Origin of the sequence: Streptomyces sp. NPDC047869, from assembly GCF_040704065.1 — a bacterium.
GTDB lineage: Bacteria > Actinomycetota > Actinomycetes > Streptomycetales > Streptomycetaceae > Streptomyces.
In genome coordinates this window covers 79,989-105,275 of sequence record NZ_JBEYRK010000014.1, presented here as the reverse complement: position 1 = coordinate 105,275, position 25,287 = coordinate 79,989, and the positions used below count along the sequence as shown (strand labels likewise).

Annotated in this window: 26 protein-coding genes and 4 pseudogenes; 10 read left to right on the top strand and 20 right to left on the bottom strand. The window is 74.4% G+C overall.

Features of this window, described 5'->3' with window-relative positions; translation table 11 throughout:
- Window positions 1-66: 66 nt before the first annotated feature.
- The 3 genes and pseudogenes from AB0924_RS19865 to AB0924_RS19855 all read right to left on the bottom strand — a co-directional run.
- Window positions 67-1,017 (bottom strand): SMP-30/gluconolactonase/LRE family protein, encoded by a 951-nt coding sequence (locus tag AB0924_RS19865; protein ID WP_358929428.1) that lies wholly within the window; start codon window positions 1,015-1,017, stop codon window positions 67-69.
- 6 nt (window positions 1,018-1,023) lie between these two features.
- Window positions 1,024-1,314 carry an ArsR family transcriptional regulator gene (locus tag AB0924_RS19860; protein WP_366912046.1) on the bottom strand — a complete coding sequence of 97 codons (291 nt, stop codon included), beginning with the start codon at window positions 1,312-1,314 and terminating at the stop codon, window positions 1,024-1,026.
- Between the two features lie 193 nt (window positions 1,315-1,507).
- Window positions 1,508-2,494: pseudogene (locus AB0924_RS19855) on the bottom strand (arabinogalactan endo-1,4-beta-galactosidase); the annotation flags it as partial.
- A 6-nt stretch (window positions 2,495-2,500) separates the two neighbouring features.
- Here AB0924_RS19855 and AB0924_RS19850 point away from each other — a divergent pair.
- From AB0924_RS19850 to AB0924_RS19840, 3 genes and pseudogenes are all read left to right on the top strand, one after another.
- Window positions 2,501-2,655: pseudogene (locus AB0924_RS19850) on the top strand (substrate-binding domain-containing protein); the annotation flags it as partial.
- Between the two features lie 148 nt (window positions 2,656-2,803).
- Window positions 2,804-3,154, top strand: a complete 351-nt coding sequence (locus tag AB0924_RS19845) for a VOC family protein (protein WP_366912045.1) — start codon at window positions 2,804-2,806, stop codon at window positions 3,152-3,154.
- Window positions 3,155-3,226: 72 nt separating this feature from the next.
- Window positions 3,227-3,625 (top strand): MarR family transcriptional regulator, encoded by a 399-nt coding sequence (locus tag AB0924_RS19840; protein ID WP_358929422.1) that lies wholly within the window; start codon window positions 3,227-3,229, stop codon window positions 3,623-3,625.
- 62 nt (window positions 3,626-3,687) lie between these two features.
- Here the strand turns inward: AB0924_RS19840 and AB0924_RS19835 are convergent, their stop codons facing one another.
- The 3 genes from AB0924_RS19835 to AB0924_RS19825 all read right to left on the bottom strand — a co-directional run bounded on the left by AB0924_RS19835 (window position 3,688) and on the right by AB0924_RS19825 (window position 4,821).
- Entirely contained in the window at window positions 3,688-4,089 is a 402-nt protein-coding gene (locus AB0924_RS19835) for an SseB family protein (protein WP_358929420.1), read from the bottom strand.
- A gap of 160 nt (window positions 4,090-4,249) precedes the next feature.
- The gene (locus AB0924_RS19830; RefSeq protein WP_358929418.1) at window positions 4,250-4,567 is read right to left on the bottom strand and encodes a DUF2795 domain-containing protein; all 318 of its coding nucleotides are present in this window, start codon (window positions 4,565-4,567) and stop codon (window positions 4,250-4,252) included.
- A gap of 107 nt (window positions 4,568-4,674) precedes the next feature.
- On the bottom strand, window positions 4,675-4,821 hold the full coding sequence (locus AB0924_RS19825) for a hypothetical protein (protein WP_358929416.1): 147 nt from the start codon (window positions 4,819-4,821) through the stop codon (window positions 4,675-4,677).
- Between the two features lie 179 nt (window positions 4,822-5,000).
- Here AB0924_RS19825 and AB0924_RS19820 point away from each other — a divergent pair, with 179 nt between their 5' ends.
- The gene (locus AB0924_RS19820; RefSeq protein ID WP_358929414.1) at window positions 5,001-5,195 is read left to right on the top strand and encodes a DUF2795 domain-containing protein; all 195 of its coding nucleotides are present in this window, start codon (window positions 5,001-5,003) and stop codon (window positions 5,193-5,195) included.
- 108 nt (window positions 5,196-5,303) lie between these two features.
- Here the strand turns inward: AB0924_RS19820 and AB0924_RS19815 are convergent, their stop codons facing one another.
- Entirely contained in the window at window positions 5,304-5,921 is a 618-nt protein-coding gene (locus AB0924_RS19815) for an AAA family ATPase (protein WP_366912044.1), read from the bottom strand.
- 212 nt (window positions 5,922-6,133) lie between these two features.
- Between AB0924_RS19815 and AB0924_RS19810 the strand changes: the two genes are divergently transcribed.
- Complete coding sequence (locus AB0924_RS19810; protein ID WP_358929410.1) at window positions 6,134-6,571, top strand: cold shock domain-containing protein; 438 nt, start codon at window positions 6,134-6,136, stop codon at window positions 6,569-6,571.
- 87 nt (window positions 6,572-6,658) lie between these two features.
- Here AB0924_RS19810 and AB0924_RS19805 read toward each other — a convergent pair.
- From AB0924_RS19805 to AB0924_RS19785, 5 genes and pseudogenes are all read right to left on the bottom strand, one after another.
- Window positions 6,659-6,993: pseudogene (locus AB0924_RS19805) on the bottom strand (universal stress protein); the annotation flags it as partial.
- Window positions 6,994-7,091: 98 nt separating this feature from the next.
- Window positions 7,092-8,015 carry a pyridoxamine 5'-phosphate oxidase family protein gene (locus tag AB0924_RS19800; RefSeq protein ID WP_366912043.1) on the bottom strand — a complete coding sequence of 308 codons (924 nt, stop codon included), beginning with the start codon at window positions 8,013-8,015 and terminating at the stop codon, window positions 7,092-7,094.
- Between the two features lie 17 nt (window positions 8,016-8,032).
- On the bottom strand, window positions 8,033-8,320 hold the full coding sequence (locus AB0924_RS19795; RefSeq protein ID WP_358929404.1) for a DUF1876 domain-containing protein: 288 nt from the start codon (window positions 8,318-8,320) through the stop codon (window positions 8,033-8,035).
- Between the two features lie 11 nt (window positions 8,321-8,331).
- Window positions 8,332-9,738 (bottom strand): nicotinate phosphoribosyltransferase, encoded by a 1,407-nt coding sequence (locus AB0924_RS19790; protein WP_358929402.1) that lies wholly within the window; start codon window positions 9,736-9,738, stop codon window positions 8,332-8,334.
- A 159-nt stretch (window positions 9,739-9,897) separates the two neighbouring features.
- Entirely contained in the window at window positions 9,898-10,716 is an 819-nt protein-coding gene (locus AB0924_RS19785; RefSeq protein WP_366912042.1) for a universal stress protein, read from the bottom strand.
- A 318-nt stretch (window positions 10,717-11,034) separates the two neighbouring features.
- On the opposite strand from AB0924_RS19785, the gene AB0924_RS19780 reads away from it, so the two are divergent.
- On the top strand, window positions 11,035-11,916 hold the full coding sequence (locus AB0924_RS19780; RefSeq protein ID WP_366912041.1) for a universal stress protein: 882 nt from the start codon (window positions 11,035-11,037) through the stop codon (window positions 11,914-11,916).
- 66 nt (window positions 11,917-11,982) lie between these two features.
- Here AB0924_RS19780 and AB0924_RS19775 read toward each other — a convergent pair whose 3' ends face one another.
- Window positions 11,983-12,267, bottom strand: a complete 285-nt coding sequence (locus tag AB0924_RS19775; RefSeq protein WP_358929467.1) for an SHOCT domain-containing protein — start codon at window positions 12,265-12,267, stop codon at window positions 11,983-11,985.
- A 265-nt stretch (window positions 12,268-12,532) separates the two neighbouring features.
- Between AB0924_RS19775 and AB0924_RS19770 the strand changes: the two are divergent.
- Window positions 12,533-12,870 (top strand): annotated as a pseudogene (locus AB0924_RS19770) (putative PEP-binding protein); the annotation flags it as partial.
- Between the two features lie 26 nt (window positions 12,871-12,896).
- Here AB0924_RS19770 and AB0924_RS19765 read toward each other — a convergent pair.
- The 3 genes from AB0924_RS19765 to AB0924_RS19755 all read right to left on the bottom strand — a co-directional run bounded on the left by AB0924_RS19765 (window position 12,897) and on the right by AB0924_RS19755 (window position 15,626).
- Complete coding sequence (locus tag AB0924_RS19765; RefSeq protein WP_366912040.1) at window positions 12,897-13,769, bottom strand: universal stress protein; 873 nt, start codon at window positions 13,767-13,769, stop codon at window positions 12,897-12,899.
- Window positions 13,770-13,791: 22 nt separating this feature from the next.
- Complete coding sequence (locus AB0924_RS19760) at window positions 13,792-14,655, bottom strand: universal stress protein (RefSeq protein ID WP_358929394.1); 864 nt, start codon at window positions 14,653-14,655, stop codon at window positions 13,792-13,794.
- Window positions 14,656-14,753: 98 nt separating this feature from the next.
- The gene (locus AB0924_RS19755; RefSeq protein ID WP_358929392.1) at window positions 14,754-15,626 is read right to left on the bottom strand and encodes a CBS domain-containing protein; all 873 of its coding nucleotides are present in this window, start codon (window positions 15,624-15,626) and stop codon (window positions 14,754-14,756) included.
- Window positions 15,627-16,587: 961 nt separating this feature from the next.
- Here AB0924_RS19755 and AB0924_RS19750 point away from each other — a divergent pair.
- The 3 genes from AB0924_RS19750 to AB0924_RS19740 all read left to right on the top strand — a co-directional run bounded on the left by AB0924_RS19750 (window position 16,588) and on the right by AB0924_RS19740 (window position 19,670).
- The gene (locus AB0924_RS19750) at window positions 16,588-17,469 is read left to right on the top strand and encodes a universal stress protein (protein ID WP_358929388.1); all 882 of its coding nucleotides are present in this window, start codon (window positions 16,588-16,590) and stop codon (window positions 17,467-17,469) included.
- Between the two features lie 124 nt (window positions 17,470-17,593).
- Complete coding sequence (locus AB0924_RS19745; protein ID WP_366912037.1) at window positions 17,594-17,836, top strand: hypothetical protein; 243 nt, start codon at window positions 17,594-17,596, stop codon at window positions 17,834-17,836.
- A 100-nt stretch (window positions 17,837-17,936) separates the two neighbouring features.
- The gene (locus AB0924_RS19740; protein WP_366912036.1) at window positions 17,937-19,670 is read left to right on the top strand and encodes a GAF domain-containing sensor histidine kinase; all 1,734 of its coding nucleotides are present in this window, start codon (window positions 17,937-17,939) and stop codon (window positions 19,668-19,670) included.
- 13 nt (window positions 19,671-19,683) lie between these two features.
- On the opposite strand, the gene AB0924_RS19735 is transcribed toward AB0924_RS19740, so the two are convergent.
- The 4 genes from AB0924_RS19735 to narH are packed head-to-tail and all read right to left on the bottom strand — an operon-like array spanning window position 19,684 to window position 25,286.
- On the bottom strand, window positions 19,684-22,068 hold the full coding sequence (locus AB0924_RS19735; RefSeq protein WP_366912035.1) for a phosphoketolase family protein: 2,385 nt from the start codon (window positions 22,066-22,068) through the stop codon (window positions 19,684-19,686).
- Window positions 22,069-22,123: 55 nt separating this feature from the next.
- Window positions 22,124-22,903, bottom strand: a complete 780-nt coding sequence (narI, locus tag AB0924_RS19730) for a respiratory nitrate reductase subunit gamma (protein WP_366912034.1) — start codon at window positions 22,901-22,903, stop codon at window positions 22,124-22,126.
- Window positions 22,900-23,559: a nitrate reductase molybdenum cofactor assembly chaperone gene (gene narJ / locus AB0924_RS19725; RefSeq protein ID WP_366912033.1), complete on the bottom strand. Its 660-nt coding sequence runs from the start codon at window positions 23,557-23,559 to the stop codon at window positions 22,900-22,902. The genes narI and narJ overlap by 4 nt, the downstream gene beginning before the upstream one ends.
- Window positions 23,556-25,286 carry a nitrate reductase subunit beta gene (narH, locus tag AB0924_RS19720; protein ID WP_366912032.1) on the bottom strand — a complete coding sequence of 577 codons (1,731 nt, stop codon included), beginning with the start codon at window positions 25,284-25,286 and terminating at the stop codon, window positions 23,556-23,558. Before narH ends, narJ begins: the two co-directional genes overlap by 4 nt.
- Window position 25,287: the final 1 nt, after the last annotated feature.

Below are 25,287 nucleotides of genomic sequence, written 5' to 3'. Positions count from 1 at the left end.
TCGTGGATCTCCTGTTCGGCCGGACCACGACGGGTGATCACGGCCGGGCACCAGGGTACCGCCGGGTCATCCGGTGGCCGGAGCCGCGCAGACGGCGACGCCCGGCTCCCAGAAGCTGCCGAGGACCAGCAGGGAACCGGTCACGCAGACACTGGTGACCATGCGGAAGCCGGAGCGGCGACGGCTCAGGTGGTGCACGGTGCGGCCGTGGTCGTCGACCGCCACCACACCGATCGTGCCGCCCGGGCGGAACGGGGCGCGGACGGCGGCCCGGGCGGCGGCGCGGCGGGCGCCCGGCGGGGTGCGGTGCAGCAGGTCGAGCGGGGGGACGCGGGGCCCGGCCAGGGCCACCCAGACCGGGCCGTCCGGCCCCTCGCGCCACATGTTGTCGGGCATGCCCGGCAGGTCCGCGAAGAGTTCGGCCTGTCCGGCGCGTGGCCCGGTGAGGTGGTAGCGGGTGAGCCGGCAGGCGCCGGTCTCGGCGATGATCAGGAAGGTGCCGTCACCGCTCACGGCGAGGCCGTTGGCGAACTGGAGGCCGTCCAGCAGTACTTCGGGGGCGCCGCCGCCGGGCGGGAGGCGGAGCAGCCGGCCGGTGCCGGTGTGCTCCACGATGTCGCCGATCCACTGGTCCAGGGGGTACCGGCGGCTGGAAGCGGTGAAGCAGACGCTGCCGTCGTCCAGCGCGACGGCGTTGCTGCACACCCGCAGCGGCTCCCCCGCCACCGAGTCCGCCAGGACCCGCACGGCGCCGTCCGGGTCGACCCGGAGCAGGCCGCGTTCCGCGTCGCACACCAGCAGGCCGCCGTCGGCGAGCGGTTCCAGACCGAGCGGGCGGCCGCCGGTGTCGGCCAGTGTCTCGACCCGGGCCGTGGGCGGGTCGGCGAGATGACGGATCCGCAGGACGCGGCCGTCCGCCGTCCCGGTCAGGACGTGGCCTTCGGCGTCGGTCACCACGTCCTCGGGGCCGCGGCCGCCGAGGCCGACGTAGTGGAGTGGGACGAGTGCGGTGGTCATACGTCTTCACCAGCCCTTCTCGAACATGCGGGCCACCTCGGCGATACGGATCTCGTCACGCCGGTAGTGGGTGCGGCACCGGATCCGCCGGGTGCGCAGCAGGCCCAGGCAGGCCAGCAGGTCGAGGTGGGCGGCGGCGGTCCGGCGGGGCACGCCCAGTTTGGCGGCCACGGCCCGCGCGGTGACGCCCGTCTCGGCCGGGTCACCGCTGCCGCGCCCGGCCGGGAAGTGCGCCGCCGGGTCCTTGAGCCAGTCAAGGATGGTCTGCCGTACGCGGCCCGAGGGAGTTCCCGTCATCCGTCCCGCCTCCGTCCCCGGCCTCCTCGTGCGCGGTCTTCCCACTCTGGCGCAGCCGGACACGTCCCGTAGGGGACTCGCCGGCCCTTGACCGGTACCGAACGGCCTTTGCCACGACAGGATTTCACGGATACGCGGCGGGGCCCGGCCGTCACTCACGGCCGGGCCCCGTCGGGCGTGGTTCAGGGGTGGATCAGCGGTGGCCGAACCAGGTCATCGAGGACAGCGTCCTGTCGTCGTAGCCCAACAGGGCCTGGTTCTCCCAGCCGTTGCCGGAGGAGGCGTCGGCCGGGTCCCAGCCGTTGCCGGTGACGGCCGTCCAGGTCGCCTCCCAGTAGAAGACGCCGAGGCCGCGGCCGCCCGGCACGACCTCCACGATGCTCGCCACGTCGTTCATCCACTTGGTCTGGCCGGCCACGGTCGCCGGGTAGCCGGGGACCAGCCCGCCGGTGGTGTCGATCTGGTCGGTGAGCGGGTCGTCGCTGTCGAGGCGGAAGGGGTAGGCGGTCTCGGCGACGAACACGGGCTTGCCGTAGCGGGCGGCCGCGTCGTCGAGGGTGGTCTGGAGGTCGGCGAGCGGGCCGTGCCAGGAGCCGTAGTACGACAGCCCGATCGCGTCGAACTTCACGCCCTGGGCGACCGCGTTGTCGAACCACCACTCGGTGCCCGCCCTGTCCCCGCCCTTGGCGAGATGCAGCGCGACGGTCGTCGACGGGCTGACCGCCTTGGCGGCGCCGTAGCCGGAGTCGAGCAGTCCGGCGAGCTGGGGCCAGTTGTCCGTGGAGCCCTCGTTCCACAGCATGCCGCCGTTGATCTCGTTGCCGACCTGGACCATGTCGGCGGTGGTGCCCTGCGCCATCAGGGCGTTCAGCACGTCGTACGTGTGGTTGTACACGTCCGTCTTGAGCTGGGCGTAGGAGTGGCCCGCCCAGGCGGCCGGCTTGGCCTGGGCACCGGGGTCGGCCCAGGTGTCCGAGCAGTGGAAGTCGACGAGCAGTTTCATGCCCCGCGCCTTGATCCGCTTGGCCATGGCCAGTACGCGCGCCTTGTTGTTGCAGCCGTCGGCCGGGTTCACCCAGACCTTCAGCCGTGCGTAGTTCATGCCGTACGACGTGAGTACGGAGAGAGCGTCACCGGCGGTGCCGGAACTCGTCCGGTACACCCCGCCGCCGGCCTCGCTCCCCCCGCGGCGACCGCGGCGACCCCGGCGCTCACCACGATCCGCCAGCCGTGGGACCGGATCAGCAACGAGATGGTGCGGGTGCTGCTCGCCAGATAGGCGGCGAGGACCCGGCCGCGGTGATCCTCCCGACGGAACTGGTCCGCCGCGAGTCGGCCTGAGCCGGCGCTCCGTGGCGCGGACGCGGCGCCCGGCCCCCGGTCGGCGCAACCGGTCAGGATCGGAGAAGCGGCGGCGGGCCCGCCCGTCCTAGCGTGGAGGTCACCGGCGGGGAGCCGTCGGGGCAGCCACCTTCGAGGAGTGAGTTCCATGACCGCCGGCGTGCAGACGATCATCTACCCCGTCAAGGACCTGGAGAAGGCCAAGCCGCTGTTCGCGGCGCTGCTGGGGGTCGAGCCGTACGCGGACGAGCCGTACTACGTCGGCTTCAAGGCCGCCGGGCAGGACGTCGGTCTCGATCCGAACGGGCACGCCAAGGGCATGACCGGACCGGTCCCCTACTGGCACGTCACCGATCTGCGGGAGCGGCTGGCCACGCTGGTGGCGGCCGGCGCCGAGCTGCTGCAGGACGCGCAGGACGTCGGCGGCGGCCGGCTGATCGCGTTCGTCCGGGACGCCGACGGCAACCTGGTGGGCCTGCTCCAGGACCCGGCCGCCTGAACCGCCGCCGGCCCCGACACCCGTACTAGTTGCACACTCAACGATTGGCCGGAACGGTGCTACCGTGCGGGTATGGCAGTCAAGACGGCCGATGCCCGGCTCGAGGAACGGTGGCGGGACATCCTCACCGTGCACGCGCGCACGATGTGCGAGATCGACCGCGCCCTGCATCCGCACGGGCTCGGCGCCAGCGACTTCGAGGTGCTGGACATTCTCGCCGCCGAGTCGCCCGCCGAGGGCGACCAGTGCCGGGTGCAGAACCTGGTCGGACGGGTTCATCTCAGCCAGAGCGCGCTGTCCCGGCTGATCGGCCGGCTGGAGAAGGACGGCCTGGTCGAGCGCTCGGTGTGCGCGGAGGACCGGCGCGGGGTGTGGGTCGCGCTGACCCGCAGAGGCCGCGATCTGCACGCCGAGGTACTGCCGCTGCAGCGGGCCGTGCTGGAGCGGATGCTGGCCGAACGGGCCGGATGACCTCACCCGGAGCTGCGGGGCGCCGTCGCGTGCCCCGCGGCTCCGGCGTGCGCACGGGCCGCTCAGCGGGCCAGCAGGGTGCGCACCCCCTGCGAGGTGAGCGTCAGCCCGTGGGCGGAGCTGCCGTCGATGGCGAGGGAGAGGTCCTCCTCGGGCCACTGGGAGGCCAGGGCGCCGAGCGGTATCAGGCGGTAGCGGGAGATGAACGGCAGCAGCTCGGCCATCGTCCCCTCCGAGGTGAAGACCGGGACGACCGGATCGCCACCGCTCTGTTCGAGGACGGGCAGTGCGACGGTCGAGGCGTCGGCGCCCTCCCCGTCCACCGCCTCGTCCGGCACCGGGACGAGCACCTCGCTGTGCGCGAGGGTGTCCAGGGCGATCTGGTCCTCGGCGTTCACGGCCAGCGCGTCGAGCGCCTGCTGGGCCGGCGTGGGCAGTTGGTCGTCGTGCGCGGGTGTCTCCATGGCAGATCCCCAGGTAGCGGCGGTACGGGCACACGGCCGGGACGGGCCCGGGCGTGCTCCCGCCTCGCGTACCCGGTTCGGCTTCGAGCCATGCGTGCGGATTCCGGGGAGGTGCGGCGGCCGGCCGGTGAGGGCCGACCGGCGGGGCGGGCCGCGCGGCTCAGCGGCCGAACTCCTCCTGGATCGGCGTCCTCGGCTCCTCGCGCAGATGCCGGGCCGGTCCGGGCCTGCCGCCTTCGCGTGCCCGTGCGATCCGCTGTGCGGCCTCGGGGTCGAGGTCCGCGGCGGGGTCAACCCGGACCGACCCGGCGACCTCCTCGCGGTCGGCGTACTGCTCGGACGGCATGCCGCGCAGGGCCCTGACCACTTCTTCCGGCGCGCTCGCGGCACGGGCCGCCGTCACCAGCCGGTCCTTCCCGGCGGGGAAGTCGACGCCCCTGATCGCGGCCAGCACGTCGGGAACGCTGGTGCGTGCCATGGGATCTCCTCCTTCAGGTCTCCTCCGCTCGTTCCGGGTTCCGCCGGCCGGTCCGTTCCGCTCGTCGGTGCCGGTGAGTTCCGCTCGTCGGTGCGTTCTGATCGTCGTCACTCGTCGCCGTCGGAGCCGTCGCGGTCGTTGTCGTCGTCGTCCCGATCGCCCTCGGCCTGCGAGGGGGTGGTGCGCGGCGGTCCGGCCGCCGTCGTGTCGTCGTCGCGTTCGCCCTCGGCCTGCGAGGGGGTCTGCTCGGTCATCCCGGCGCCTCCACACCTGTCGTGTGCCTGTGCGGACATCCCGAGTACCCGCCCGCATCGGATCCCATGACGGGAGAAATCAGGATGAATCCGGCACCACGGGTCGGGGTACCTGGACGGTCCGGCACGGTGTGCGCGCCGGACGACCGTAGAACCCTGCCCACCGCTCTGGAGGAACCATGGCGGGTGTCAGCCCCACCGATCTGCAGAAGGCCCTGTCCGGAGCGGAGTATCCGTGCGACTCCGCCGGGCTCCGGAAGGTCGCCGAGGACAACCACGCGCCGAAGGAGGTCACCGAGCGCCTCGCGCACCTCGGGAAGAGGGAGTTCCAGAATCCCGCCGAGGTGAGCAAGGCCGTCTTCCGCGGCGAGTAGCCGATCGAGTGCGCGCGGCGGCCGGCCTTCCGCTCCGGCCGCCGCGTGGTGTGCCGTCCCGGCCGGGGCGCGGCCGGGGCGCGGTACGCCTCGGCCCGGCGATCGGGGTCACTCCCCGTCGCGCGATGCCGCCCGGAGCCTCTCGAAGGCGGTGGGGCGTGGCCGGTCCCCCATGAAGTCGCTGATGCGCAGGGCGCATTCGCGCGCGGACAGGACGCTGGTGTCCACCTCGACGTCGTGCGGCCCGTGCGCGTGGACGTGCTCGTACTGCAGGGCGGCCAGCCCCGGCTGCCGGTCGCCCCGAGCGCGTTCCCGGCGCTCCAGCTCGGGCAGGGGGCAGCGGACCGCGACCAGGACGGTGTCTTCGGGCACCAGGAGGCCCAGCAGGTCGAGCAACCGCCAGCGGCGGCTGAGCGGATGGTCCACGACGAGGTTGTTGCCGCCCGCCGCCATTCCCGCGACGGCCCGGTGGAAGCCCTTGACGGTGCGGTCGATCTCGGCCGGGAGGTCCGCGCCGGCGACCGGCCGGCCGCCGCGCATGGCGTGGAAGGTGTCGACGGGCATGTGGAACCAGGTGCCGTCGAGCACCTCCAGGAGCGCCCGGGCGATGCTCGACTTGCCCGAGCTGGACGTGCCGTTGAGCAGGACGACCGTGCCCCCGGCCGGTGTGCCGGGGATGCGCGCGTGGTCCGGGTCGGCCGGGTGCGGAGCCGCTTCGGTCGCCATGGGTCGTCCTTCCGTCGGCGAGGGCCCTGAGCCGGGCGAGGCGCCGTGATCATCGCATCCCGGCGTGTACGGCGGCGCGCCCGGCGGCTCGTGCGACGGCCCGCACGGGCGGGCGGGGCCGGGTGCGGCTCGCCCCGGCGGCTCGCGGTGACCTAGTCTTCTGCGCTGGTGACGGCCCGGGCAAGGGGGCCGGTTCTTTGAGGGTTGGTGGCATGGTCGCTGGTCGGGTGGTGCGGTTCGACGGTTCCCGGGGGTACGGGTTCATCGCTCCGGAGGACGGCACCGAGGACGTCTTCCTGCACGTGAACGACCTGCTCATTCCCGAGCAGCAGTTGCGTCCGGGGCTGGTGGTGGAGTTCGAGGTCGAGGAGGGCGATCGGGGCCCGAAGGCCTCGGCGGTGAAGCTGGCCCCGGCGTCCGCCGGCGGGCCGGCGCTGGTCAGGGGCGGGGGCGCGGTGCCCTTCCCGGGCGCCGCCAGGCAGCCGGACGGCGACGACTCGCTGTGCGACGTCCTCACCCCGGACGAGTACCTCCACGAGGTCACCGAGATCCTGCTGGCCACCGCGCCGTCCCTGACCGGGGAGCAGATCCTTCAGGTCCGGCTCGGGCTGCTGCGGTTCGGCAGGAACCACGGGTGGACCGAGGACTGAGACGCCACGATGGCGTGGTTCCCGGCCAGGGCCGGGAACCACGCCACCCCCGTGCGGTCGGCGGCCGATGCAGACCGGCGATCTCGCCCGCCCGCGCACTCCGGTGACCAGGGCGGAGGCCGTGGGCGCCGCCGCCAGCAGCACGGCCACCGGATCGGCGGGCAACACCTCACCGGACACCTTCACCTCCGGCTCGCGTGCCCGGACACGTTCGGCGCAGGAGGCGACGATGTGCTGCGCCATGACCTCCTCGGCGGGACGGCCGGTGCCGAAGGACGGCCGGGCACCCTCGTAGCGCTCCCACAGGGACGCGTGGACCAGGCGCAGCGGCAGCCCGCGCCGCTGCGCCTCGGCCGCCGCCCAGTCGACCGCGAGCAGACTGCAGGCCGAGCCGTCCACGCCACGACCAGCGGGAGTTCCATCGCCGCCACCGCCTTCTCCGTCCGGTTGCGGTCCCCCCTTGCCGTGGTCCCCCGTCCTCTCCCCCGCCGTACCGTCGCCCGGTCGCCGCGCCGCCCGGTCAGGGGCCGGGGGTGATGCGGCGGCCGGTGAGCCGGGTGGGCCGGATCGACACCCACAGCTCGCGTTCACCGCCCGCCCACGGCTCGCCGTACGCGCCCCCGGCGAGACGCCGTGCGGCGTCCGGGTCCGTGACGGCGCGCGCGGGGCCCACGGCGAGCACGCTCCAGCCCTGGCTGAGCGCCTCGTCCAGGTGGTCCACCTCGAAGGCGACGTCCGTGCCCACGGCCGCCGCGGGCACCGAACCCGGCGTGGTCCGGAAGGCGATCGCGTCGTCGACGATCTCGTAGTTGACCGGGACGACCGCGGGCCGGCCGTCGGGCGCCGTCACCGCGACGCGGCCGACGCCGTGGGTGGACAGCAGGGCGCGGCACGCCTCCGGACCGAGGTCCCGCAGGTGCGGGTGGAGCAGCGCGTGGCCCTGGCCGGGTGGCAGGTCGGCGCCTCGGCCGCGCAGTACGGCGACGGTGGTGCCGAGCGCGTCGGCCAGCCTGACGAGGGTGGCGAGCGTCGGGTCGGCGGGATGTTCCTCCAGGTGGGCCAGGTAGTCGGGGGACATGCGGGCGCGGCCCGCCGTCTCCTCCCGGCTCAGCCCCCGGCGCCGGCGTTCGACCGCCACGCGCCGGCCGATGTCGCCGGCCGCCGGGGCGGCGAACTCCGGGGCGCCGAATGCCGGGGCGGCACCGGACACGGCACCGGACGCCTGCGAGGCCTCGTGGCCGGACGGTGGTGTGCCGTGCCCGATGTGGCGGAGGTGCGCGTCGGGCCCGGGGAACACCAGCGACACCTGTTCCGTGTCCGACCAGCGCACGTCGTAGGGCGGTGTGCCGTCCTCGTGGTGGAGTCCGACGATCTCGCCGTCGCGTCGGGCAATGCCGGTCGCCGGGCTTTCCACGACGAGCTGGTCGCCGAGGTGAGCTCGCATGGTCGCCGCCCTTCTCCTCAGATCGATGCCGTTTTCAGGGTTCCGGGGCCGGACCCGGGTGCCCCCATGCCCTGGATGTCCCGTTCGGCGGTGGTCAGCAGCTGCTTGGCGAGGTCGACCATGGCCCGGCCCGCCGCCAGTTCGTCACCGATCTCCGGTACGTTCGCGTCCGCCGGGTGGCAGTGCGCCGCCCCTTCGCCGGTGAGCGCCGCGGTGCCGGTGTCCAGCACCACATGCGCCTTCGTCGTCCCCTCGTCGTCCTCGAAGAGGTGGAGGCGGACCTTCCACTCAGCCGTGTGCGACATCGCTTCTCTCCTCACCTGGATACCGGTCGGTGGGCCGTGGGCCGGAGCGCTCCGCGGGCGGCGGGCCCCGCGCCGGGCGGCCGGGGGCCGGCCGCGGACATCCGCTCCTCGATGCGCCGCCGGACATCGGCGGCGAGCGCGGCGAGGCGGCCGGACACCGTCGCGCGGGGCGCGACCGGGGCGCGGACGCGGCGGGCGGCGGGCGGCAGCCCGTCCAGGTCCGCGGCGAAGCGCGCCCGGCCGTCGTCGAGCGTGGGCCGCCCGCCGGTGCGCCGCCCGCCGGCCATCACGGTCTCCAGCAGCGGTGTGCCGTCGCCCGGCGGCCGCTCGTCGGCGAGGGCGATCACATCGGCGTATCCGGGGCGGCGGAACACCTGCTTGGGGCCGGGCGCCGTCACCTTCGCGGACGACAGCTTCATCACCGGCCGGCCGTCGTACTCCACCATCTTGTAGGCGGAGTCCAGATACGGTGCGTCGGCCGAGACGCCGACGCGGGTGCCTACGGCGAAGACGTCGATCGGGGCCCGGGAGCGCACCAGGTCGTCCACGGCGTACTCGTCGAGCCCGCCGCTGGCGATGATCCGTACATCCGGCAGCCCCGCGTCGTCCAGCAGGGCCCGGGCGCGTACCGCCAGGGCCCGGAGGTCGCCGCTGTCGAGCCGTACGGCCGAACCGGGCCCGCGGTCCAGGTCGCGCAGGACGCGGGCCGCGACGCGGACGCCGGCCTCGGTGTCGTAGGTGTCCACCAGCAGGGTCAGCGGCCCCGGGTGGGTCCGGGCGAAGGCGCGGAACGCCTCCTCCTCGCCGGGGAACGCCTCCACGTAGGAGTGGGCCATGGTGCCCACGGCGGGTGTGCCGGTGGCCGTGGCGGCGGCCACGTTGCTGGTCCCGGCGAAGCCGACCAGCGCGCCGAGCCGGGCGGCCTGGAACCCGGCCTGCGGGCCGTGGGTGCGCCGCAGGGAGAAGTCCACGACCGGGTGTCCGTCCGCCGCGAGCGCGCAGCGCGCGGCCTTCGAGGCGATCAGCGTCTGATGGCTGATCCGGTTCAGCACGTACGTCTCGACGAGCTGCGCCTCGGGCAGGGGCGCGGTCACCTCCAGCAGGGGCTCGCCCGCGAGCACGATCCGCCCCTCCGGCACGGCCCGCACCCGGCCGGTGAACTCCAGTCCCAGCAGGGGCCGCAGTTCGTCCGCCGGCCGGTGCAGCGCGGCGGCGAAGTCCTCGACATCCTCGGGGCCGACGTGCAGGCCGGCGAGGTACTCCAGGGCCGACTCGAGACCCGCGGCGACCAGGAAGCCGCGCTCGGGGGGCAGGTCGCGGACGAACAGGCTGAACGTCGCGGGGCCCGCCATGCCCTCCCGCAGGTAGGAAAGGGCCATGGTGACCTCGTACAGGTCGGTGGTCGTCGCCTCGGACATCGGCGTCGCCTCCTCGGCTCCCCCTGTCGTCCCACGATCGGACGGCGCCGGCCCTCGCTCACAGGGCCGAACGGCCCTGCCGTGCCGGCGTCCGGCCCCCGGCGGCCGGACGCCGGGGCAACTCCCGGCCGCCGGCCCCGGTCAGGTCACCGGCCCCGGTCAGGTCCGGGGCACGACCACGACCGGGCACGGCGCGTGGTGGAGCATCGCGTGGCCGGTCAGGCCCAGTTGGAGACCGGGGTGCCCATGCCGCCGCGGAGCGCCGACGATCAGCAGGTCCGCGCCGGACGCGGCGGCGAGCAGTTCCCGGCGGGCCGGCCCCTCGATCACCCTGCGGGTCACCGGGACGTCGCCGTAACGGTCCGTCAGTCCGCGCAGTGCGTCATCGAGCACCTGGGGCGGCGGGCGCCGGTGGGCCTCCAGGGCCCACGAGGGAGCCTGCGCCGTGGCGTGCGCGTCGTGCGGCGCTGTCCAGGCGTGCACCGCCACCAGCCCGCACCGCCGCACCTGCGCCTCACGGAAGGCGAACGCCACCGCCGTGGCACTGCCCTCCCCGTTCTCGACGCCGACGACGACGCTGCCGAACCTGGCCTCCCGGTGTTCGGCGGCGCCGCGCACCACGACGACCGGGCACTCCGCCCGGGCCGCCACGGCCAGGCCGACGGACCCCAGGAGCATCGCGTCGAGGTCCCCGAGTCCCCTGGAGCCGAGGACCAGGGCGAAGGCGTCGTGTCCCTTGCCGACCAGTGCGGTGGCCGGGTCGGCGTGCAGCACCTCACTGGTCAGCGGCACCGTGGGGGCGTCCCGCCGGACACGCTCCGTGGCGGCGCCGATCGGACCGGCGGCGTCCAGGTCCCCCGCCGTCGCGTGCACCAGGTGCAGCGGCACGCCGTGCCGGGCCGCCTCGCCGGCGGCCCAGTCCACCGCCGCCAGGCTCGCCTCGGAGCCGTCGAGGCCGACCACCAGGGGAATCGTCACCGCCGTCGTCTCCTCTCGGGCCGGCCCCGTCCGAGCCGGCGGACCCGGTCACCCGGGTCTCCAGCTTCGTACCTGACGGGTGCGGCCGCCACGCGGCCGTACGAGGGGGCCGGCCGGTCCCCGGCGGGGGTCTCACGGCCCTGGTCGTCACGGGCGGGACGCGGTGTCCTGGAGTTGAGCCGAGGGCCACGAGGAGACACGGTGAAGCGGAGCGAAACGCGCACCGTGCGATCAGGGCCCGCGAGAAGCGGGCGGCCCCGGCTCCACACGCGCCTGAGGCAGTGCCGGGAGGAACACCGAGCTACCCGGAGGTGTGTCATGACGAACCCGGTCGTCGTCGGAGTGGACGGATCGCCGTCGAGCCTGGACGCGGTCGAGGCCGCGGCCCGTGAGGCGGGGCTGCGGGGCGCGGAGCTGCGTCTCGTGCACGCCTTCGGCTGGCCTTCGATGCATCTGCCGCCCGGCGGGCCCCCGTGGAATCCCGCGGCGGCGGGACTGCGCGAGATGGTGGACGGCACCCTGATGAAGGCCGAGGAGCGGGCCCGCGAGGCCGTACCGGAGCTGGCGGTCACCCGCGAAGTGGCCGTCGGTGAGCCGCTGATGGTGCTGGAGATCGAGTCGCACACCGCCTCGCTCGTCGTGGTCGGCAGCCGCGGACTGGGCGGGTTCGGCGGTCTGCTGCTCGGCTCCACCGGCGTGCACCTGGCCGCGCACGGCCGCTGCCCGGTGCTGGTGGTCCGCGGCAGGCCCGATCCGGAGGGTCCCGTGCTGCTCGCGTGCGACGGCTCACCGGCGGGCGAGGCCGCCGTCGGCCTCGCCTTCGCGGAGGCGTCGCTGCGCGGCGCGGACCTGCTGGCGCTGCGGGTGTGGAACGCCTGGAGCGAGGGCGCCGACGAGCCCGCCGTCCATCCGCTGGACGTGGTGGTGGACGCCGAGCGGCTCCAGGCCACGGAGGAGCGGGCGCTGGAGGAGACTCTGCGCCCGTGGCGGGAGCGGCATCCGGAGGTCGTGGTGGAGCGGCGCGTGGTGCGGTCCCGGGTGCGTCCGGCGCTGATCGAGGCCAGCGGCGAGGCGCTGCTGCTCGTCGCCGGTGCCCGCGGCCGCGGCGGCTTCACGGGCCTGCTCCTGGGCTCGGTGAGCCAGGCCCTGCTGCACCACGCGCACTGTCCGGTCGCCGTGGTGCGGGGCACGGGGTCCTGACCCCTGGCCCGGCGCTCCGGACCCAGGAGATTCGAGCAGCCGCGCGAGGGCCGGCGCCGGCGCGGGTCAGCGCCTCGCGGCCCTGGGGGCGTCGCCGGTGTCCTCGCGCAGGACGGCGAGCCGGCGGCGGTACTCCTCCTCGTCGATCTCGCCGCGGGCGAAGCGCTCGGCGAGGAGATGCTCGGCCGCGGGGCCCATGGGCCGGGTTCCGGTGGGGGCACCGCCCCCGCCCGGCCGGGCCAGGGCGCGGTACAGCAGCACGCCGAGGGCGATGATCAGGGCCCAGAAGAGCAGCATGCCGACGGACATGGCGAACCAGACCCACCCGGCATTGTGGTCGTACCAGAACATCACGGCGACTCACTTCCTGGAGGGCACCGGCACAGGCGCTCCGGTGCGCGGGGTCCGACCTGTCTGTGTCCACCGTCCCGCGCGCCCGACGGCACGTCATGAGCCGATGAGGCCCGTCCGCAGGGCCGTTGGACCCTCATCGGGCCGCGTGCCCGTCCCGGCCGGCGAGGACGTCGTCTCCGGTGTCCGCGACACCGTGCCGCCGGCCGGGCTCGAGCGGCTGGACCCGCCTTCGTACCGCCGTCTGCGCGATCACGCGCGGCCCGAGCGGCGCGCACTGGTCGAGGACATGATCCTCGCGTCGTCGGACGCCGCGCGCGAGCGGGCGCCGGCCGCTCTGCTGCCGCTCCAGCGACGGGACTTCGCGGGCATCCTGGAGGCGATGGACGGACTGCCCGTCACCATCCGGCCGCTCGACCCTCCGCTGCACGAGTTCCCTCCGGACCGCACGGCCCTGGCCGTGCGCGTCGCGGCCGCGGAGGCGGCGGGCGGTGGGCGGTGGGCGGCCCGGCGGATTCCCGCGACGCGGAACCGCTGGCGGCGGTGAACCGGATGCACGAGGAGAACCCCATGCTCGGCCTGCGCGGCGTACGGCACGGGTTACCGCGTCCGGTACGCCGCGGTTCGGTTCAGGAGGCCTCGGGTACGACGGCCACCGGGCAGGCCGCGTGGTGCAGGACGCCGTGGACGACCCGGCCGAGGTGGAGCCCGAACGGGCCGTGCCGGTGCCGGGCGCCGACGACGAGCAGACCGGCCTCGTGGGAGGCGGCGACCAGGACGTCCCGGGCGTGCCCCTCGACGGCCCGGCGGGTCACCTCCAGGCCGGCCGGGACCTCCGCGAGGGCCTCCTCGACCGCCTCGGCGGCCCGCTGCTCCTCGAACCGGGCGGGCTCACGGGCGATCAGCGGGTGCGCGGTGGTCGCGTGCGCGGGGTGCCGCCACGCCCGTACGGCCTCCAGGGGCACCCGGCGCAGCACCGCCTCCTCGGCCGCGAAGCGGGCGGCGGCCGAGACCGTCGGCTTCTCACCGACGCCGAGGACGACGGGGCCGCGCGGCGCCGAACCGGCCCGGTTGTCGTGACTGCCGCGCAGCACGATCACCGGGCAGTGCGCCCGCCCGGCGACGGTGAGGCTCACGGAGCCGAGGAGCGCCTCGGTCACCCCGCTGCGGCCGCGGCAGCCCAGCACGACCGCGAGGGCGGTGCGGCTCTCCCGCACCAGCCCGTCCTCCGGCTCCTCGCCCAGTACGTCGGTGCCGACCGGCACTCCGGGACGGCGGCGCTCGGCGCGGAGCCGGGCGGTGCCGACCACGTCCTGCGCCATCACCTCCTCCTTCGGTCTGTCCAGCTCCTGGGCGAGCAGGGCGCCCTCGTACCGGTCCCAGAGCGAGGCGTACACCAGGCGCAGCGGCGCATCGCGCAGGGCCGCCTCGTCGGCCGCCCAGTCGACGGCCCGCAGGCTCGGTCCGGATCCGTCGACGCCGACGACGATCGGCAGGTCCATGGGGCTCTCCTTCGGTCGAGGGTCAGGTGTGCGGGACGACGGCCACGGGGGCCTCGACGTGGTGCAGCACGGCGTGGGTGACGTGGCCGATACGGGCGCCGAGGGGGCCGGTGCGGACCCGGCGGCCGACGACGACCAGGGCGGCGTCGCGGGAGGCGCCGACGAGGACCCGCGCGGCGCTGCCGCACCGGCTCGCCTCGATCACCTGGGCGTCCGGGAACTTCTGCCGCCAGGGACGCAGCAGCTCGGTCAGGACGGTGGCCTGCCCGCGCGCGTGCGAGGCGTGCGTGCCGGCGTCGCCCTGGAGGGGGTGCACGGAGCCGTGCGGCTCGTACCAGCCGTGCACGACCCGCAGGGCGGTGTCCCGGCACGCGGCGGCGTCGAAGGCGAACTCCAGCAGCGTGTCGTCCGGCGCGCCGGTGTCGAGGCCGAGGACGACCGGCCGGAAGGGCCCGCCGGCCGACGGTACGCCCGCCGAGTCCGGCCGGTGCTCGTCGGCGGCCTGCTCACCGGCCCGGACCAGCACAACCGGACGCTCGGCGCGGGCGATGACGGCCAGGCTGACCGAGCCGAGCAGGAACCCGCCGACGGTGCCGAGCCCGTGGGAGCCCAGCACCATCAGCTCTGCGGTGTCGGCCGCCTCGGTCAGGGCCTCGGCCCGGTTGCCGGTGAGCTGGTCGGTGACCACCTCGGCACCCGGGTGGCGCAGCCGGACGCCCTCGGCCGCCTCGCGCGGGACGCCGCCGGTGCCTTCGGCGGAGCCTGGCTCCCTGACGTTGACGATCTTCAGCGGCAGCCGGCGCAGCAGGGCTTCGCGGGCCGCCCATTCGACGGCGGCCCGGCTCTCGGGCGAGCCGTCGAGGCCCGCGGTGATGGTTCGGGTCATGGTCTCCACCTCCGGGGACTGGGGGGCGGTTCGGGCGGTGGGTGTGGGCCCCGCCGGGCTCCGCGTCCGGGGCCCGGCACCCGTGACCGGGCGCTGGGTCAGTCCGCGCGGAGGAGGTTCTTCACCTCGACCACGTCGGTGATCCGCTCGACCTCGGCCAGCAGCCGGGCCCCGGTCGCCGGTGAAACCTCCCCCGCCAGCTCGACGATGCCGTCGTGGACGGTCACGTCCACGGCTCCGCGGTCGTGCGGGGAGCAGACGGCCCGGATCCTGGTCTCCACCTCAGCCTGGATTCCGGCGTCGTCCCTGATCAGGGTCTGCAGCAGGGCGTCCCGGCCGACCGCGCCGACCAGCCGGCCCTCGTGGTCGGCGACCGGCAGCCGCTTCAGCCGGGACAGCGCGGCGAGCCAGGCGGCCTCGGCGACGGTGGTACCCGGCAGCACCGTGATCGCGGGGCTGGTCATCAGGTCGGCCGCCGTCTCGCCGCGGGCCTTGCCGTGCAGGCGCCGTTCCCGGAGCCTGCCGATGGGTCCGGGGCGGTGGCCGGAGGCCTCGAACGCCACCTTGGCCAGCAGATCCGACTCCGAGACGACGCCCAGCACACGGTCCTCCCCGTCCACGACCGGGAGGGCGCCGACCTGTTCGCGCGCGAGCAGCCGGGCGATCTCCCGGTAGGGCAGGTCGTCCCGCACGGACGCGGAGGGCACGTCCATCACGTCCCGCACCAGCGCCGGACCGGCGCCGTGCCGCGGCACGGACGGCCGCGTGGGCGGGGCGGCCCGGGAAGCCGGCCGGGTGGTCTCGCCCGACGGGGGCTCCTCGCCGCCGGCGTGCCAGGCCGCGGCGGCGGCCACGGCGCCCAGGTACCGGACGAGCATGTCCTGCCGGGCGTTCTCACCGGGGCTCCGGGAACGGCCGGGCTGGGTGCGCCGGGCCTCCGCCCCCGTGGAGAAGTTCTCGTGCCTGTTCACGGTGGCCTCCGCGCTCCGTCGGGTTGCCTGTGGTCCCAGTGTCACCGCGCTCCGGTGCTCGCCGCCTAGAGTCGAACGGCCCTGGTGGAGCGGCGTGACGGCCCTATCCGGTGCGGGCCCGGGCGGGGACGGCGAAACTGGATGAGCAGCCGACCGGCAGGAGGCCGGGAGATGAGCCTGCGGGATTTCCTTGAGCGGTTCCGTCCCACCGGTACGCCGGGAGCGGCCGCCGTCGGCGTACCAGCCGACCGGGCGGCGGAACGGGCCGCGGAACTGGAACCCGCGCCGGCCCGGCTGACGGATTCAGCGGGAGGCCGCCCGGATCCGCACGGCGGCGGACGAGGCCGCGGAGGCCCTGTGGCGGAACGCCGCGCGGGAGGCGGAGCGGGTCGTGGCGGACGCGCGGAAGCGGGCGCCGGAGGTACGGCGGCGAGCCGCGGCGCCCGTCATCGAGGACGCGCGGCGGGAGGGCCGAAGCGGTGCGCGCCGCCGGTGAACGGGCCGCCCAGGCGGTCCGGGAGCGGGCCCGCGCGCGCATGCCCGAACTGGTGGACCGGACGGTGGCCGACGCCCCGCGCCCGGCGACCGGGGCGGGCGGGACCCCCATGAGCACCGCATGGGCCGCCGCAACGATCAGGGCCCGAGCCCTCGCCCACGCCGCGCCGGCACCACCGGGACCCGAAAACTCGCGGCCACCGCCGGCCTCGACGACGCCCTGCGGGAACCGGCCGTGACGCCGTACGGGAAGCACGCGGTGCTCGCCAGGCCCTTCTTGCGGGTCCCCGGGTGCTTTCCGCCGGCTGCGCCGGAAGCGGAGGGCCCCTGGCACTGGCAGTCCGGCCGTACCGGGACTTCCATGGAAGGAGCGGTGGTTCTCCCCCGTGCCACCGCGGCGAGGAGGCGAGGACGATGAACGTGCTGCCCCGGCCCCCGGTCCCGGCCACCGCGGAGGGAGGCGGCCATGGCGGGCGCCGCTGACCGCAGGCCGGTCGTGGTGGGCGTCGATCCGGACCCGGACCGGCGGACGGCGCTGGCGTGGGCGGCCGACGAGGCGGTCCGGCGGCGGGTCCCGCTGCGCCCGGTGCACGTGGAGGGGGTGCCGACCAGGGGCACCCGGGAGCCGGATGTCCCGTCGTCCTGGGAGCAGTGGAACGACACGCTGCACCGGGCCGGCAAGCAGGTGCTCGACGACGCCGTGGACTTCGTCACCGCGCGGTGCCCGGACGCCGTCGTCGATCCGCTGCTCGCGGAGGGCGACCCGGTGTGGGTGCTGCGCGAACAGAGCCGCGACGCCACGTCGGTGGTCCTGGGCTCGCGGCATCTGAACCGGACGCGGGAGGTCTTCGGCTCGGCGGCCGTCGCCCTGCCGGTGGCGGCCCACGCGCACTGCCCGGTGGTCGTCGTGCCCGAGCCGGAGCACGTCACGCAGGAGCCCGCGTACTTCGTCGTCGGCGTCGACGGCAGCGAGCGTTCCGCCGCCGCCGTCGACCTGGCGTTCGAGGAGGCCGCGCTGCGCGGGGCCCAGTTGCGGGCGCTGTACGTCTGGCAGCCGGGGCCGCTGCGGATCTTCGACGAGTACGCGGCGCAGCAGGAGTGCCGTCGGCTGCTCTCCGAGACGGTGTCCGGCCGCCGGGCCCGCTACCCGGAGGTGGACCTGCGTCACGAACTGCTGACCGGGCATCCCGTGCGGGCGCTCGCCGACGCCTCGGCGCACGCGCTGGGCCTGGTGGTGGGTACCCGGGGGCATGGCGGCTTCACGGGCATGATGCTGGGCTCGGTCAGTCAGGGTCTGCTGCGCCACGCCCGCTGCCCCGTCCTGGTGGTTCCGTCGCCGCCGGCGTGAACCGGGGCGTACCGGGCCGCGGAGGAGCGCGGTCCCCGACGTCCCGCCGGCCGGCACGGCACAGCGGCCCGCGAAGGAGCGCGGGCGAGTGAACACGGTCCGCCGCACACTCCCGGGAGGAACAGTGAGCAAGCGTGCCCGAAACCTGCCGCGGATCGAGTCCGAGCGCTGCGGCGCCCGGCTGCCGTCCCGCGGAACCGTACGTTCCAAGACCGCACGTTCCAAGACCGTACGTTCCAAGGCCGTGCGCGCCAAGGACGGCCGCGTCACCCGGGCGCCCCGGGGCGCTGCGGGTGAGTGGATGCTGCTGCCCGGCGGCACGTGGCGGCACGTCCGGACGATCCGCGTGCCGAGCCTGTTCGGCTGAGGGCGCCGGCCGCCCGCCGGGAACCCCGGGCTGCCGTGCGGCTCCCCCGGCCCGTCGGGCATCCTGGGGGTGAGTCGGCGAGACGGTGAGGGGAGCCGTGGTGGACGAGCGCGCGCAGGACGGGCGTGAGTCGGAGGCGTTGGGAATGTCCCCGCAGTTGCGTCTGGACGCGCTGCTGGACGATCTCCAGACCCAGGTGGCGCAGGTACGGGGAGCACGGGACCGGGTGCACACCCTGCTCGAAGCCGTCCTGGCCGTCGGTTCGGACCTGGACCTGGAAGTGGTGCTGCGCCGCATCGTGGAGTCGGCCGTCACCCTGGTCGACGCCCAGTACGGCGCGCTCGGCGTGCTGGGTGACGAGGGCACGATCAAGCAGTTCGTCACGGTCGGCATGGACGAGGAGACCATCGCCCGGATCGGGCACTATCCGCGCGGCGAGGGCATCCTGGGCCTGCTCATCCGGCACCCGGAGCCGCTGCGGCTGGCGGACCTGCACCGGCACGCGGCGTCCGTGGGCTTCCCGGCCGGGCACCCGCCGATGAGCAGCTTCCTCGGCGCCCCCGTCCGGGTCCGGGAGCAGATCTTCGGCAATCTTTACCTGACCAACAAGCGCAGCGGGGTGGAGTTCGACACCGACGACGAGGCGGTGCTGCGCACCCTGGCGGCGGCGGCCGGCGTGGCGATCGACAACGCCCGGCTGTACGAGGACGCGCAGCGCCGGCAGCGGTGGCTGGCGGCCAGCAACGACCTGACCCGCAGCCTGCTGTCCGGTGCCGAGCCGGGGGCGGTGCTGGAGTCCTTCACCGAGAAGGTGCGGGAGGTGGCGGGCGCGGCGCTGGTCACCCTCGCGGTGCCGGTCGGCGACCGCGGTGAGCTGGTCGTCGAGGCGGCCTCGGGCGCGGGGGCCGACAAGGTCCGCGGCCTGGTGCTGCCCCCTTCGGCACTGGCCGCCAAGGTCTTCACCTCGGGCGAGACGATCACCAGTGACGCGCTGAGCGCCGACCCGCGCGCGGAGGGCGGCAGCGCCTCGGTGGTGGAACTCGGGCCGGCCTTCTTCGTGCCGCTCGGCACCCCGGAGCACATCCGCGGGGTGCTGCAGGTGGCGAACCTGCCCGGCGGTGCCCTCTTCGCCGACGCCGTGAGCGACATGGTCACCGGGTTCGGCAGCCAGGCCGCGCTGGCCCTGGACGTCGCCGAGCACCGGCGGGACGCCGAGCGGATGGTGGTCCTCGACGACCGCGACCGGATCGCCCGGGACCTGCACGACCTCGTCATCCAGCGGCTGTTCGCGGGGGCGCTGTCGCTGCAGTCGACCCTGGGCCGGGTCTCCGACCGGCCGCGGGTGAGCGAGCGGATCCAGCGGGTGGTGGACGACCTGGACGACACCATCAAGATCATCCGCTCCACCATCTACGCCCTGCGCGAGGGCGACCAGGCGCGACGCGGCAGCGGGCTGCGCGCCCAGCTCGTCGCGGCCACCGAACGGGCCACCGAATCGCTCGGCTTCGCGCCGGCGCTGCGCATGACCGGGCTGCTGGACACCGTCGTCTCCGCCGAGCAGGGCGAGCAGGTGCTCGCCGTGCTCGGCGAGGCGCTGTCCAACGCGGCCCGGCACGCGCACGCCACGTCGGTCGACGTCGGGGTCGAGGTCACGGACGCCGCCCTGCGGCTGCGGGTGGCCGACAACGGCCGCGGCATCGATCCGGCGGTCACCCGGCGCAGCGGTCTGGCCAATCTGCGCCGGCGCGCCGAGGAGATGAACGGCACGTTCACCCTGTCCGCGAACGAGCCGAGCGGCACGGTCGTCGAGTGGACCGTGCCGCCGGTTCCCTGACCGTCCGGGCCGCTCAGCCGTCCCAGGTCCAGTCGGCCACCTCGGGCATGTCCGTCCCGTGCTCGCGGATCCACACGTGGTGGCGCTGGCGGGCGTCCTCCATGTGCTGGCGTACGGCCGCCGCGCGCACCGCCAGTCCGGGGACGCGGTCGATGACGTCCATGACCAGGCGGTAGCGGTCCAGGTCGTTGCTGATCACCATGTCGAACGGCGTGGTCGTGGTGCCGATCTCCTTGTAGCCGCGCACGTGCAGGTTGCGGTGACCGGTGCGCCGGTAGGCCAGGCGGTGGATCAGCCACGGGTAGCCGTGGTAGGCGAAGATCACCGGCTTGTCCGGGGTGAACAGCCCGTCGTACTCGAAGTCGGTCATCCCGTGCGGGTGTTCCTCCTTGGGCAGCAGCCGCGCGATGTCCACCACGTTGACCACGCGCACGGCCAGCTCGGGCAGGTGCCGGCGCAGCAGCTGGGCGGCGGCCAGCACCTCCTGGGTGGGCACGTCGCCGGCGCAGGCCAGCACCACGTCCGGGTCCCGTGACCCGTCCTCGGTGCCCGCCCACTCCCAGACGCCGGCGCCGCGCGCGCAGTGCACGCTCGCCTGCTCCATCGGCAGCCAGTCGAAGCAGGGCTGCTTGCCGGCGACGATGACGTTGACGTAGTCGCGGCTGCGCAGGGCGTGGTCGGCCACGGACAGCAGGGTGTTGGCGTCCGGCGGGAAGTAGACCCGGACCGCCTCGGGGCTCTTGTTGAGGATGTGGTCGACGAAGCCGGGGTCCTGGTGCGAGAACCCGTTGTGGTCCTGGCGCCACACGTGTGAGGTCAGCAGGTAGTTGAGGGAGGCGATGGGGGCCCGCCAGGACAGCCGGCGGGTGGTGCGCAGCCACTTGATGTGCTGGTTGACCATCGAGTCGACGATGTGGACGAAGGCCTCGTAGCAGGAGAACAGTCCGTGCCGGCCGGTGAGGAGGTAGCCCTCCAGCCAGCCCTGGCAGGTGTGTTCGGACAGGATCTCCATCACCCGGCCGTGCCGGTCGAGGTGTTCGTCCACGTCGAGGGTCTCGGCCTGCCAGGCCTTGCCGCTGGCCGCGTACACCGCCTGCAGGCGGTTGGAGGCGGTCTCGTCCGGGCCGACGAGGCGGAAGTCGCGGCGCTCGGTGGTGGCCCGCATGACCTCCTCGAGCAGGTCGCCGAGGACACGGGTCGGTTCGTGCAGCGTGGCGCCGGGCTTGTCGACGGCGACGGCGTACCGCTCCAGCGGCGGCAGCGGCAGCTCACGCGCCAGCAGGCCGCCGTTGGCGTGCGGGGTGGCCCCGAGCCGGCGGGTTCCCGCGGGCACGCAGGCCAGGACCTCGGGCCGCGGGGCGCCCCGCTCGTCGAAGAGCTCCTCGGGCCGGTACGAACGCAGCCACCGCTCCAGTTGCCGCAGGTGCTCGGGGTTGTCCCGGACGGCTGCCAGCGGAACCTGGTGTGCGCGCCAGGTGCCCTCCACGGGCACTCCGTCGACCTCGGCCGGACCGGTCCAGCCCTTCGGGGTGCGCAGCACGATCACCGGCCAGCGGGGCCGTTCGGTGGCGCCGTCCTCGCGGGCGGCGCGCTGGGCGCCGGCGATGCGGTCGAGGGCGGTGTCCATGGCGGCGGCCATGGCACGGTGGACGGCGGCCGGGTCGTCACCGGTGACATGGAGCGGGTCGTGGCCGTAGCCCCTCAGCAGGTCGTCGAGTTCGGCCTCGGGGAGCCGGGCGAGCACGGTCGGATTGGCGATCTTGTAGCCGTTGAGGTGCAGGACCGGCAGGACGGCGCCGTCGTGGACCGGGTCGAGGAACTTGTTGGAGTGCCAGGAGGCGGCGAGCGGTCCGGTCTCCGCCTCGCCGTCGCCGATGACACAGGCGACGACGAGGTCCGGGTTGTCGAGCGCGGCGCCGTAGGCGTGGGAGAGCGCGTAGCCGAGTTCGCCGCCCTCGTGGATCGAGCCGGGGGTCTCCGGGGCCACGTGGCTGGGCACCCCGCCGGGGAACGAGAACTGCTTGAAGAGCCGCGCCATGCCGGCCGCGTCCCGGGTGATGTCGGGGTACGTCTCGGAGTAGGAGCCCTCCAGCCAGGAGTTGGCGAGCACGGCCGGTCCGCCGTGGCCGGGGCCCCAGACGCACAGGGCGTTCAGGTCGCGGGCCCTGATGACGCGGTTGAGGTGGGTGTGCACCAGGTTGAGGCCGGGTGAGGTGCCCCAGTGGCCGAGCAGCCGGGGCTTGACGTGCTCCGGGCGCAGCGGTTCGGTCAGCAGCGGGTTGGCCATGAGGTAGATCTGGCCGGCGGACAGGTAGTTCGCGGCCCGCCAGTGGGCGTCCAGCGACCGCAGTTCCTCCTGGCCGAGGCGGTCGGACGCCTGCTGGGTGTCGACGGACATCGGGGGTTCCTTTCCGTACTGGCGGTTCAGGGACGTGGGTTCCCGGGACGGGTCGTCATCCGATGCGTTCCCAGCCGCGGCGGGGCGCACGGGTGCCGAGGCGGGTGTCGCGGCTGCGGTAGACGATGTAGGGGCGGGTGAGATAGCCGACCGGCGCGGTGAGCACGTGGACCAGGCGGGTGAAGGGCCAGAACGCGAACAGCAGCAGCGCGCTGATCGCGTGCAGCTTGTACAGCAGGGGCGCGCCGGCCATGAGGTCGCCGTCCGGTTGCAGGTAGAAGACCGAGCGGAACCAGACGGAGATGGTCTCGCGGTAGTTGTAGCCGCCGCCGGCGATGTTGGCGTCGACGGTGGCGGACAGGCCCAGCACGATGGTCGCGGCGAGCGAGACGTACATGGCCTTGTCGTTGCGGGTGGTGGCGGAGAACACCGGGCCGACCGTGCGGCGCCGGTAGATGAGGATGGCCAGTCCGCCCAGTGTGCACACCCCGGCGACGGTGCCGAGGGCGACAGCCATCACGTGGTACGAGGTCTCCGAGACGCCGGCTGCCGCCGTCCAGCTCTCCGGCAGGACCAGGCCGATGACGTGACCGACGAGCACGATCAGGATGCCGAAGTGGAAGAGCGGGCTGCCGATGCGCAGCAGCCGGTTCTCGTACAGCTCCGAGGAGCGGGTGGTCCAGCCGAACTTGTCGTAGCGGTAGCGCCAGACGTGGCCGAGCACGAAGAAGGCCAGGCAGACGTAGGGCAGGATCACCCACAGCACGATGCCGCCGGGTCCGGCCCCGGCGGCCGTGGTGAGGGTCGGCGTGCCGGACGGCACGGCTGCGGTCATCGCGGGCCTCCTGCGGGATCGGGCATGAACGGCGCGGGCGTGTAGGGGGCGAGCCCGACCTCCTCCTCGGGCGGCCCCTCGGCGGCGAGCCGGGCGACCGCGTCCCTGTCGTCGCCCTTGAGCGGCGGCAGGGTGGCGGAGACGGACTCCAGCACCCACGCCCAGGGCGAGTCCTCGGAGCGCAGGGCCAGACGCAGCAGTTCGAGTCCGGCGCGGTGCTCGGTGAGCAGCCGGTGCCCGGCGGCCGGGTCGGTGCCGGCGAACTCCAGTACGACGGCGAGGTGGTCGGGCAGTTCGTCCTCGGCCAGGCGCAGGCCGGCGGCGGCGTAGGCCTGTTTGAGGCGGAGCAGGGCGATACCGCGCCTGCGGGTGTCGCCGTGGGCGTAGTACGTGAGGTACGGGCAGCAGCGCCTGCGGTGGTCGAAGGTGGCGACGTAGGCGGTGGCCAGTTCGGCGGCCGGTGTGCGTCCGGCGTAGTCGGCGAACGCGAGGAGCGGGTCGCGGACCCGGCCGGGCAGGGCGGCGGCGGCCCGGCGGGCCAGGTCCAGGCGCTGCTCCTGCTGCTCGTCGGGGTAGGCCAGGAGCAGGGACTGCGCCTGCCAGGCGTACGGGTGCCAGGGCTCGGTGCGGGCCGCCGGCCGGAGTTTCCGCTTCATGGCCTGGGCTCGACCTCCCCACCGGTGTCGCTGCCGGCGCCGCTGGTGCCTCCTGAGCCCGGTGGCGGGAACAGGCCGGGCGGGGAGCCCTTGCCGTCCCAGTTGAGGAGGTTGACGCGGGTGTCCTTGTCGACGGGGGCGGCCGGGGTGTCGGAGGTCTGCCGGTCGCGCAGGGCCCGGTAGTTCTCCACGGCGATGGGTGCCGCGCCCCCGGAGGTCTCGCCGAAGGGGCCGCTGCCTCCCATGCCGGGGCCGCCCTCGTAGTCCAGGCTGCACTCGGTGGCCAGTTCCTCCAGCTTGTGCGCCTGTTCGGCGTGGGCGGGCGGGATGACGTAGCGCTCGTCGTACTTGGCCAGCGCCAGCAGCCGGTACATGTCGTACATCTGCTCCTCGCCCATGCCGACCCCTTCGGGGATGGCGGCGTCCGGTTCCCGGCCGAGGTTGATGTCGCGCATGTAGGAGCGCATGGCGGCGAGCCGGCGCAGTACGGCGTCGACGGGGGCCGGGTCGCCGGCGGTGAAGAGCTGCGCGAGGTAGTCGACGGGGATGCGCAGCGCGTCGACGGCGGCGAACAGGTTGCGGTGGTCCTCGGCGTCGTGTCCGGTCTCGCGGACGGCGTCGACGACCGGGGAGAGCGGGGGCACGTACCAGACCATGGGCAGGGTGCGGTACTCCGGGTGCAGCGGGAGGGCCACCTTATACTTGTCGATCAGGGCGTGCACCGGGGAGCGCTGGGCGGCCTCGATCCAGTCCCGGGGGATGCCCGACCGCTCCGCGGCGGCGATGACCTGGGGGTCCTCCGGGTCGAGGAAGACGGAGCGCTGCGCCTCGTAGAGGTCGGTGTCGTCCGGGGCGGAGGCGGCCTCCAGGACCCTGTCGGCGTCGTAGAGGACCAGGCCGATGTACCGGAGCCGGCCGACGCAGGTCTCGGAGCAGACGGTGGGCAGTCCGACCTCGACGCGCGGGAAGCAGAAGGTGCACTTCTCGGCCTTGCCGGTGCGGTGGTTGAAGTAGACCTTCTTGTACGGGCATCCGGTCACGCACATCCGCCAGCCCCGGCAGCGGTCCTGGTCGACGAGGACGATGCCGTCCTCCTCGCGCTTGTAGATCGCACCGGAGGGGCAGGAGGCCGCGCAGGAGGGGTTGAGGCAGTGCTCGCAGATGCGCGGCAGATAGAACATGAAGGTCTGCTCGAACTCCAGCTTGATCTTCTCGGCGACCTCGCCCAGCAGGACGTCCTTCTCGCCGTGCTGGGCCGAACCGCCGAGGTCGTCGTCCCAGTTGGCCGACCAGGAGATCTTCATGTCCTTGCCGGTGATCAGGGACTTGGGGCGGGCCACGGGGGTGTGGTCCTGCAGCGGGGCGTTGGTCAGCGTCTCGTAGTCGTAGGTCCAGGGCTGGTAGTAGTCGTCCAGGGACGGCAGCACGGGGTTGGAGAAGATGGTGATCAGCTTCTTGAACCGGCCGCCCGCCTTCAGCGAGAGCCGGCCGCGCTTGTTCAGCTCCCAGCCGCCGCGCCACCGCTCCTGGTCCTCGTAGCGCCGGGGGTAGCCCTGGCCGGGGCGGGTCTCGACGTTGTTGAACCACACGTACTCGACGCCGGTGCGATTGGTCCACGCCTGTTTGCAGGTGACCGAGCAGGTGTGGCAGCCGATGCACTTGTCGAGGTTCATCACCATCGCCATCTGGCCCATGACGCGTCCGATGGTGGCTTCGCCGCGAGGCATG

What these genes read in the sequence shown, in the direction of transcription:
- AB0924_RS19830 (WP_358929418.1), bottom strand. Translation starts at nt 4,567, where the DNA reads ATGGCACGCACCAGCGTTCCCGACGTGCTGGCCGCGATCAGGGGCGTC.
- AB0924_RS19800 (WP_366912043.1), bottom strand. Translation starts at nt 8,015, where the DNA reads ATGCGAGCTCACCTCGGCGACCAGCTCGTCGTGGAAAGCCCGGCGACC.
- AB0924_RS19840 (WP_358929422.1), top strand. Translation starts at nt 3,227, where the DNA reads ATGGCAGTCAAGACGGCCGATGCCCGGCTCGAGGAACGGTGGCGGGAC.
- AB0924_RS19735 (WP_366912035.1), bottom strand. Translation starts at nt 22,068, where the DNA reads ATGTCCGTCGACACCCAGCAGGCGTCCGACCGCCTCGGCCAGGAGGAA.
- AB0924_RS19810 (WP_358929410.1), top strand. Translation starts at nt 6,134, where the DNA reads ATGGTCGCTGGTCGGGTGGTGCGGTTCGACGGTTCCCGGGGGTACGGG.
- AB0924_RS19845 (WP_366912045.1), top strand. Translation starts at nt 2,804, where the DNA reads ATGACCGCCGGCGTGCAGACGATCATCTACCCCGTCAAGGACCTGGAG.
- AB0924_RS19860 (WP_366912046.1), bottom strand. Translation starts at nt 1,314, where the DNA reads ATGACGGGAACTCCCTCGGGCCGCGTACGGCAGACCATCCTTGACTGG.
- AB0924_RS19835 (WP_358929420.1), bottom strand. Translation starts at nt 4,089, where the DNA reads ATGGAGACACCCGCGCACGACGACCAACTGCCCACGCCGGCCCAGCAG.
- AB0924_RS19760 (WP_358929394.1), bottom strand. Translation starts at nt 14,655, where the DNA reads ATGACCCGAACCATCACCGCGGGCCTCGACGGCTCGCCCGAGAGCCGG.
- AB0924_RS19825 (WP_358929416.1), bottom strand. Translation starts at nt 4,821, where the DNA reads ATGACCGAGCAGACCCCCTCGCAGGCCGAGGGCGAACGCGACGACGAC.
- narJ (WP_366912033.1), bottom strand. Translation starts at nt 23,559, where the DNA reads ATGAAGCGGAAACTCCGGCCGGCGGCCCGCACCGAGCCCTGGCACCCG.
- AB0924_RS19815 (WP_366912044.1), bottom strand. Translation starts at nt 5,921, where the DNA reads ATGGCGACCGAAGCGGCTCCGCACCCGGCCGACCCGGACCACGCGCGC.
- narI (WP_366912034.1), bottom strand. Translation starts at nt 22,903, where the DNA reads ATGACCGCAGCCGTGCCGTCCGGCACGCCGACCCTCACCACGGCCGCC.
- AB0924_RS19790 (WP_358929402.1), bottom strand. Translation starts at nt 9,738, where the DNA reads ATGTCCGAGGCGACGACCACCGACCTGTACGAGGTCACCATGGCCCTT.
- AB0924_RS19820 (WP_358929414.1), top strand. Translation starts at nt 5,001, where the DNA reads ATGGCGGGTGTCAGCCCCACCGATCTGCAGAAGGCCCTGTCCGGAGCG.
- AB0924_RS19780 (WP_366912041.1), top strand. Translation starts at nt 11,035, where the DNA reads ATGACGAACCCGGTCGTCGTCGGAGTGGACGGATCGCCGTCGAGCCTG.
- AB0924_RS19765 (WP_366912040.1), bottom strand. Translation starts at nt 13,769, where the DNA reads ATGGACCTGCCGATCGTCGTCGGCGTCGACGGATCCGGACCGAGCCTG.
- AB0924_RS19775 (WP_358929467.1), bottom strand. Translation starts at nt 12,267, where the DNA reads ATGTTCTGGTACGACCACAATGCCGGGTGGGTCTGGTTCGCCATGTCC.
- AB0924_RS19795 (WP_358929404.1), bottom strand. Translation starts at nt 8,320, where the DNA reads ATGTCGCACACGGCTGAGTGGAAGGTCCGCCTCCACCTCTTCGAGGAC.
- AB0924_RS19750 (WP_358929388.1), top strand. Translation starts at nt 16,588, where the DNA reads ATGGCGGGCGCCGCTGACCGCAGGCCGGTCGTGGTGGGCGTCGATCCG.
- AB0924_RS19865 (WP_358929428.1), bottom strand. Translation starts at nt 1,017, where the DNA reads ATGACCACCGCACTCGTCCCACTCCACTACGTCGGCCTCGGCGGCCGC.
- narH (WP_366912032.1), bottom strand. Translation starts at nt 25,286, where the DNA reads ATGCCTCGCGGCGAAGCCACCATCGGACGCGTCATGGGCCAGATGGCG.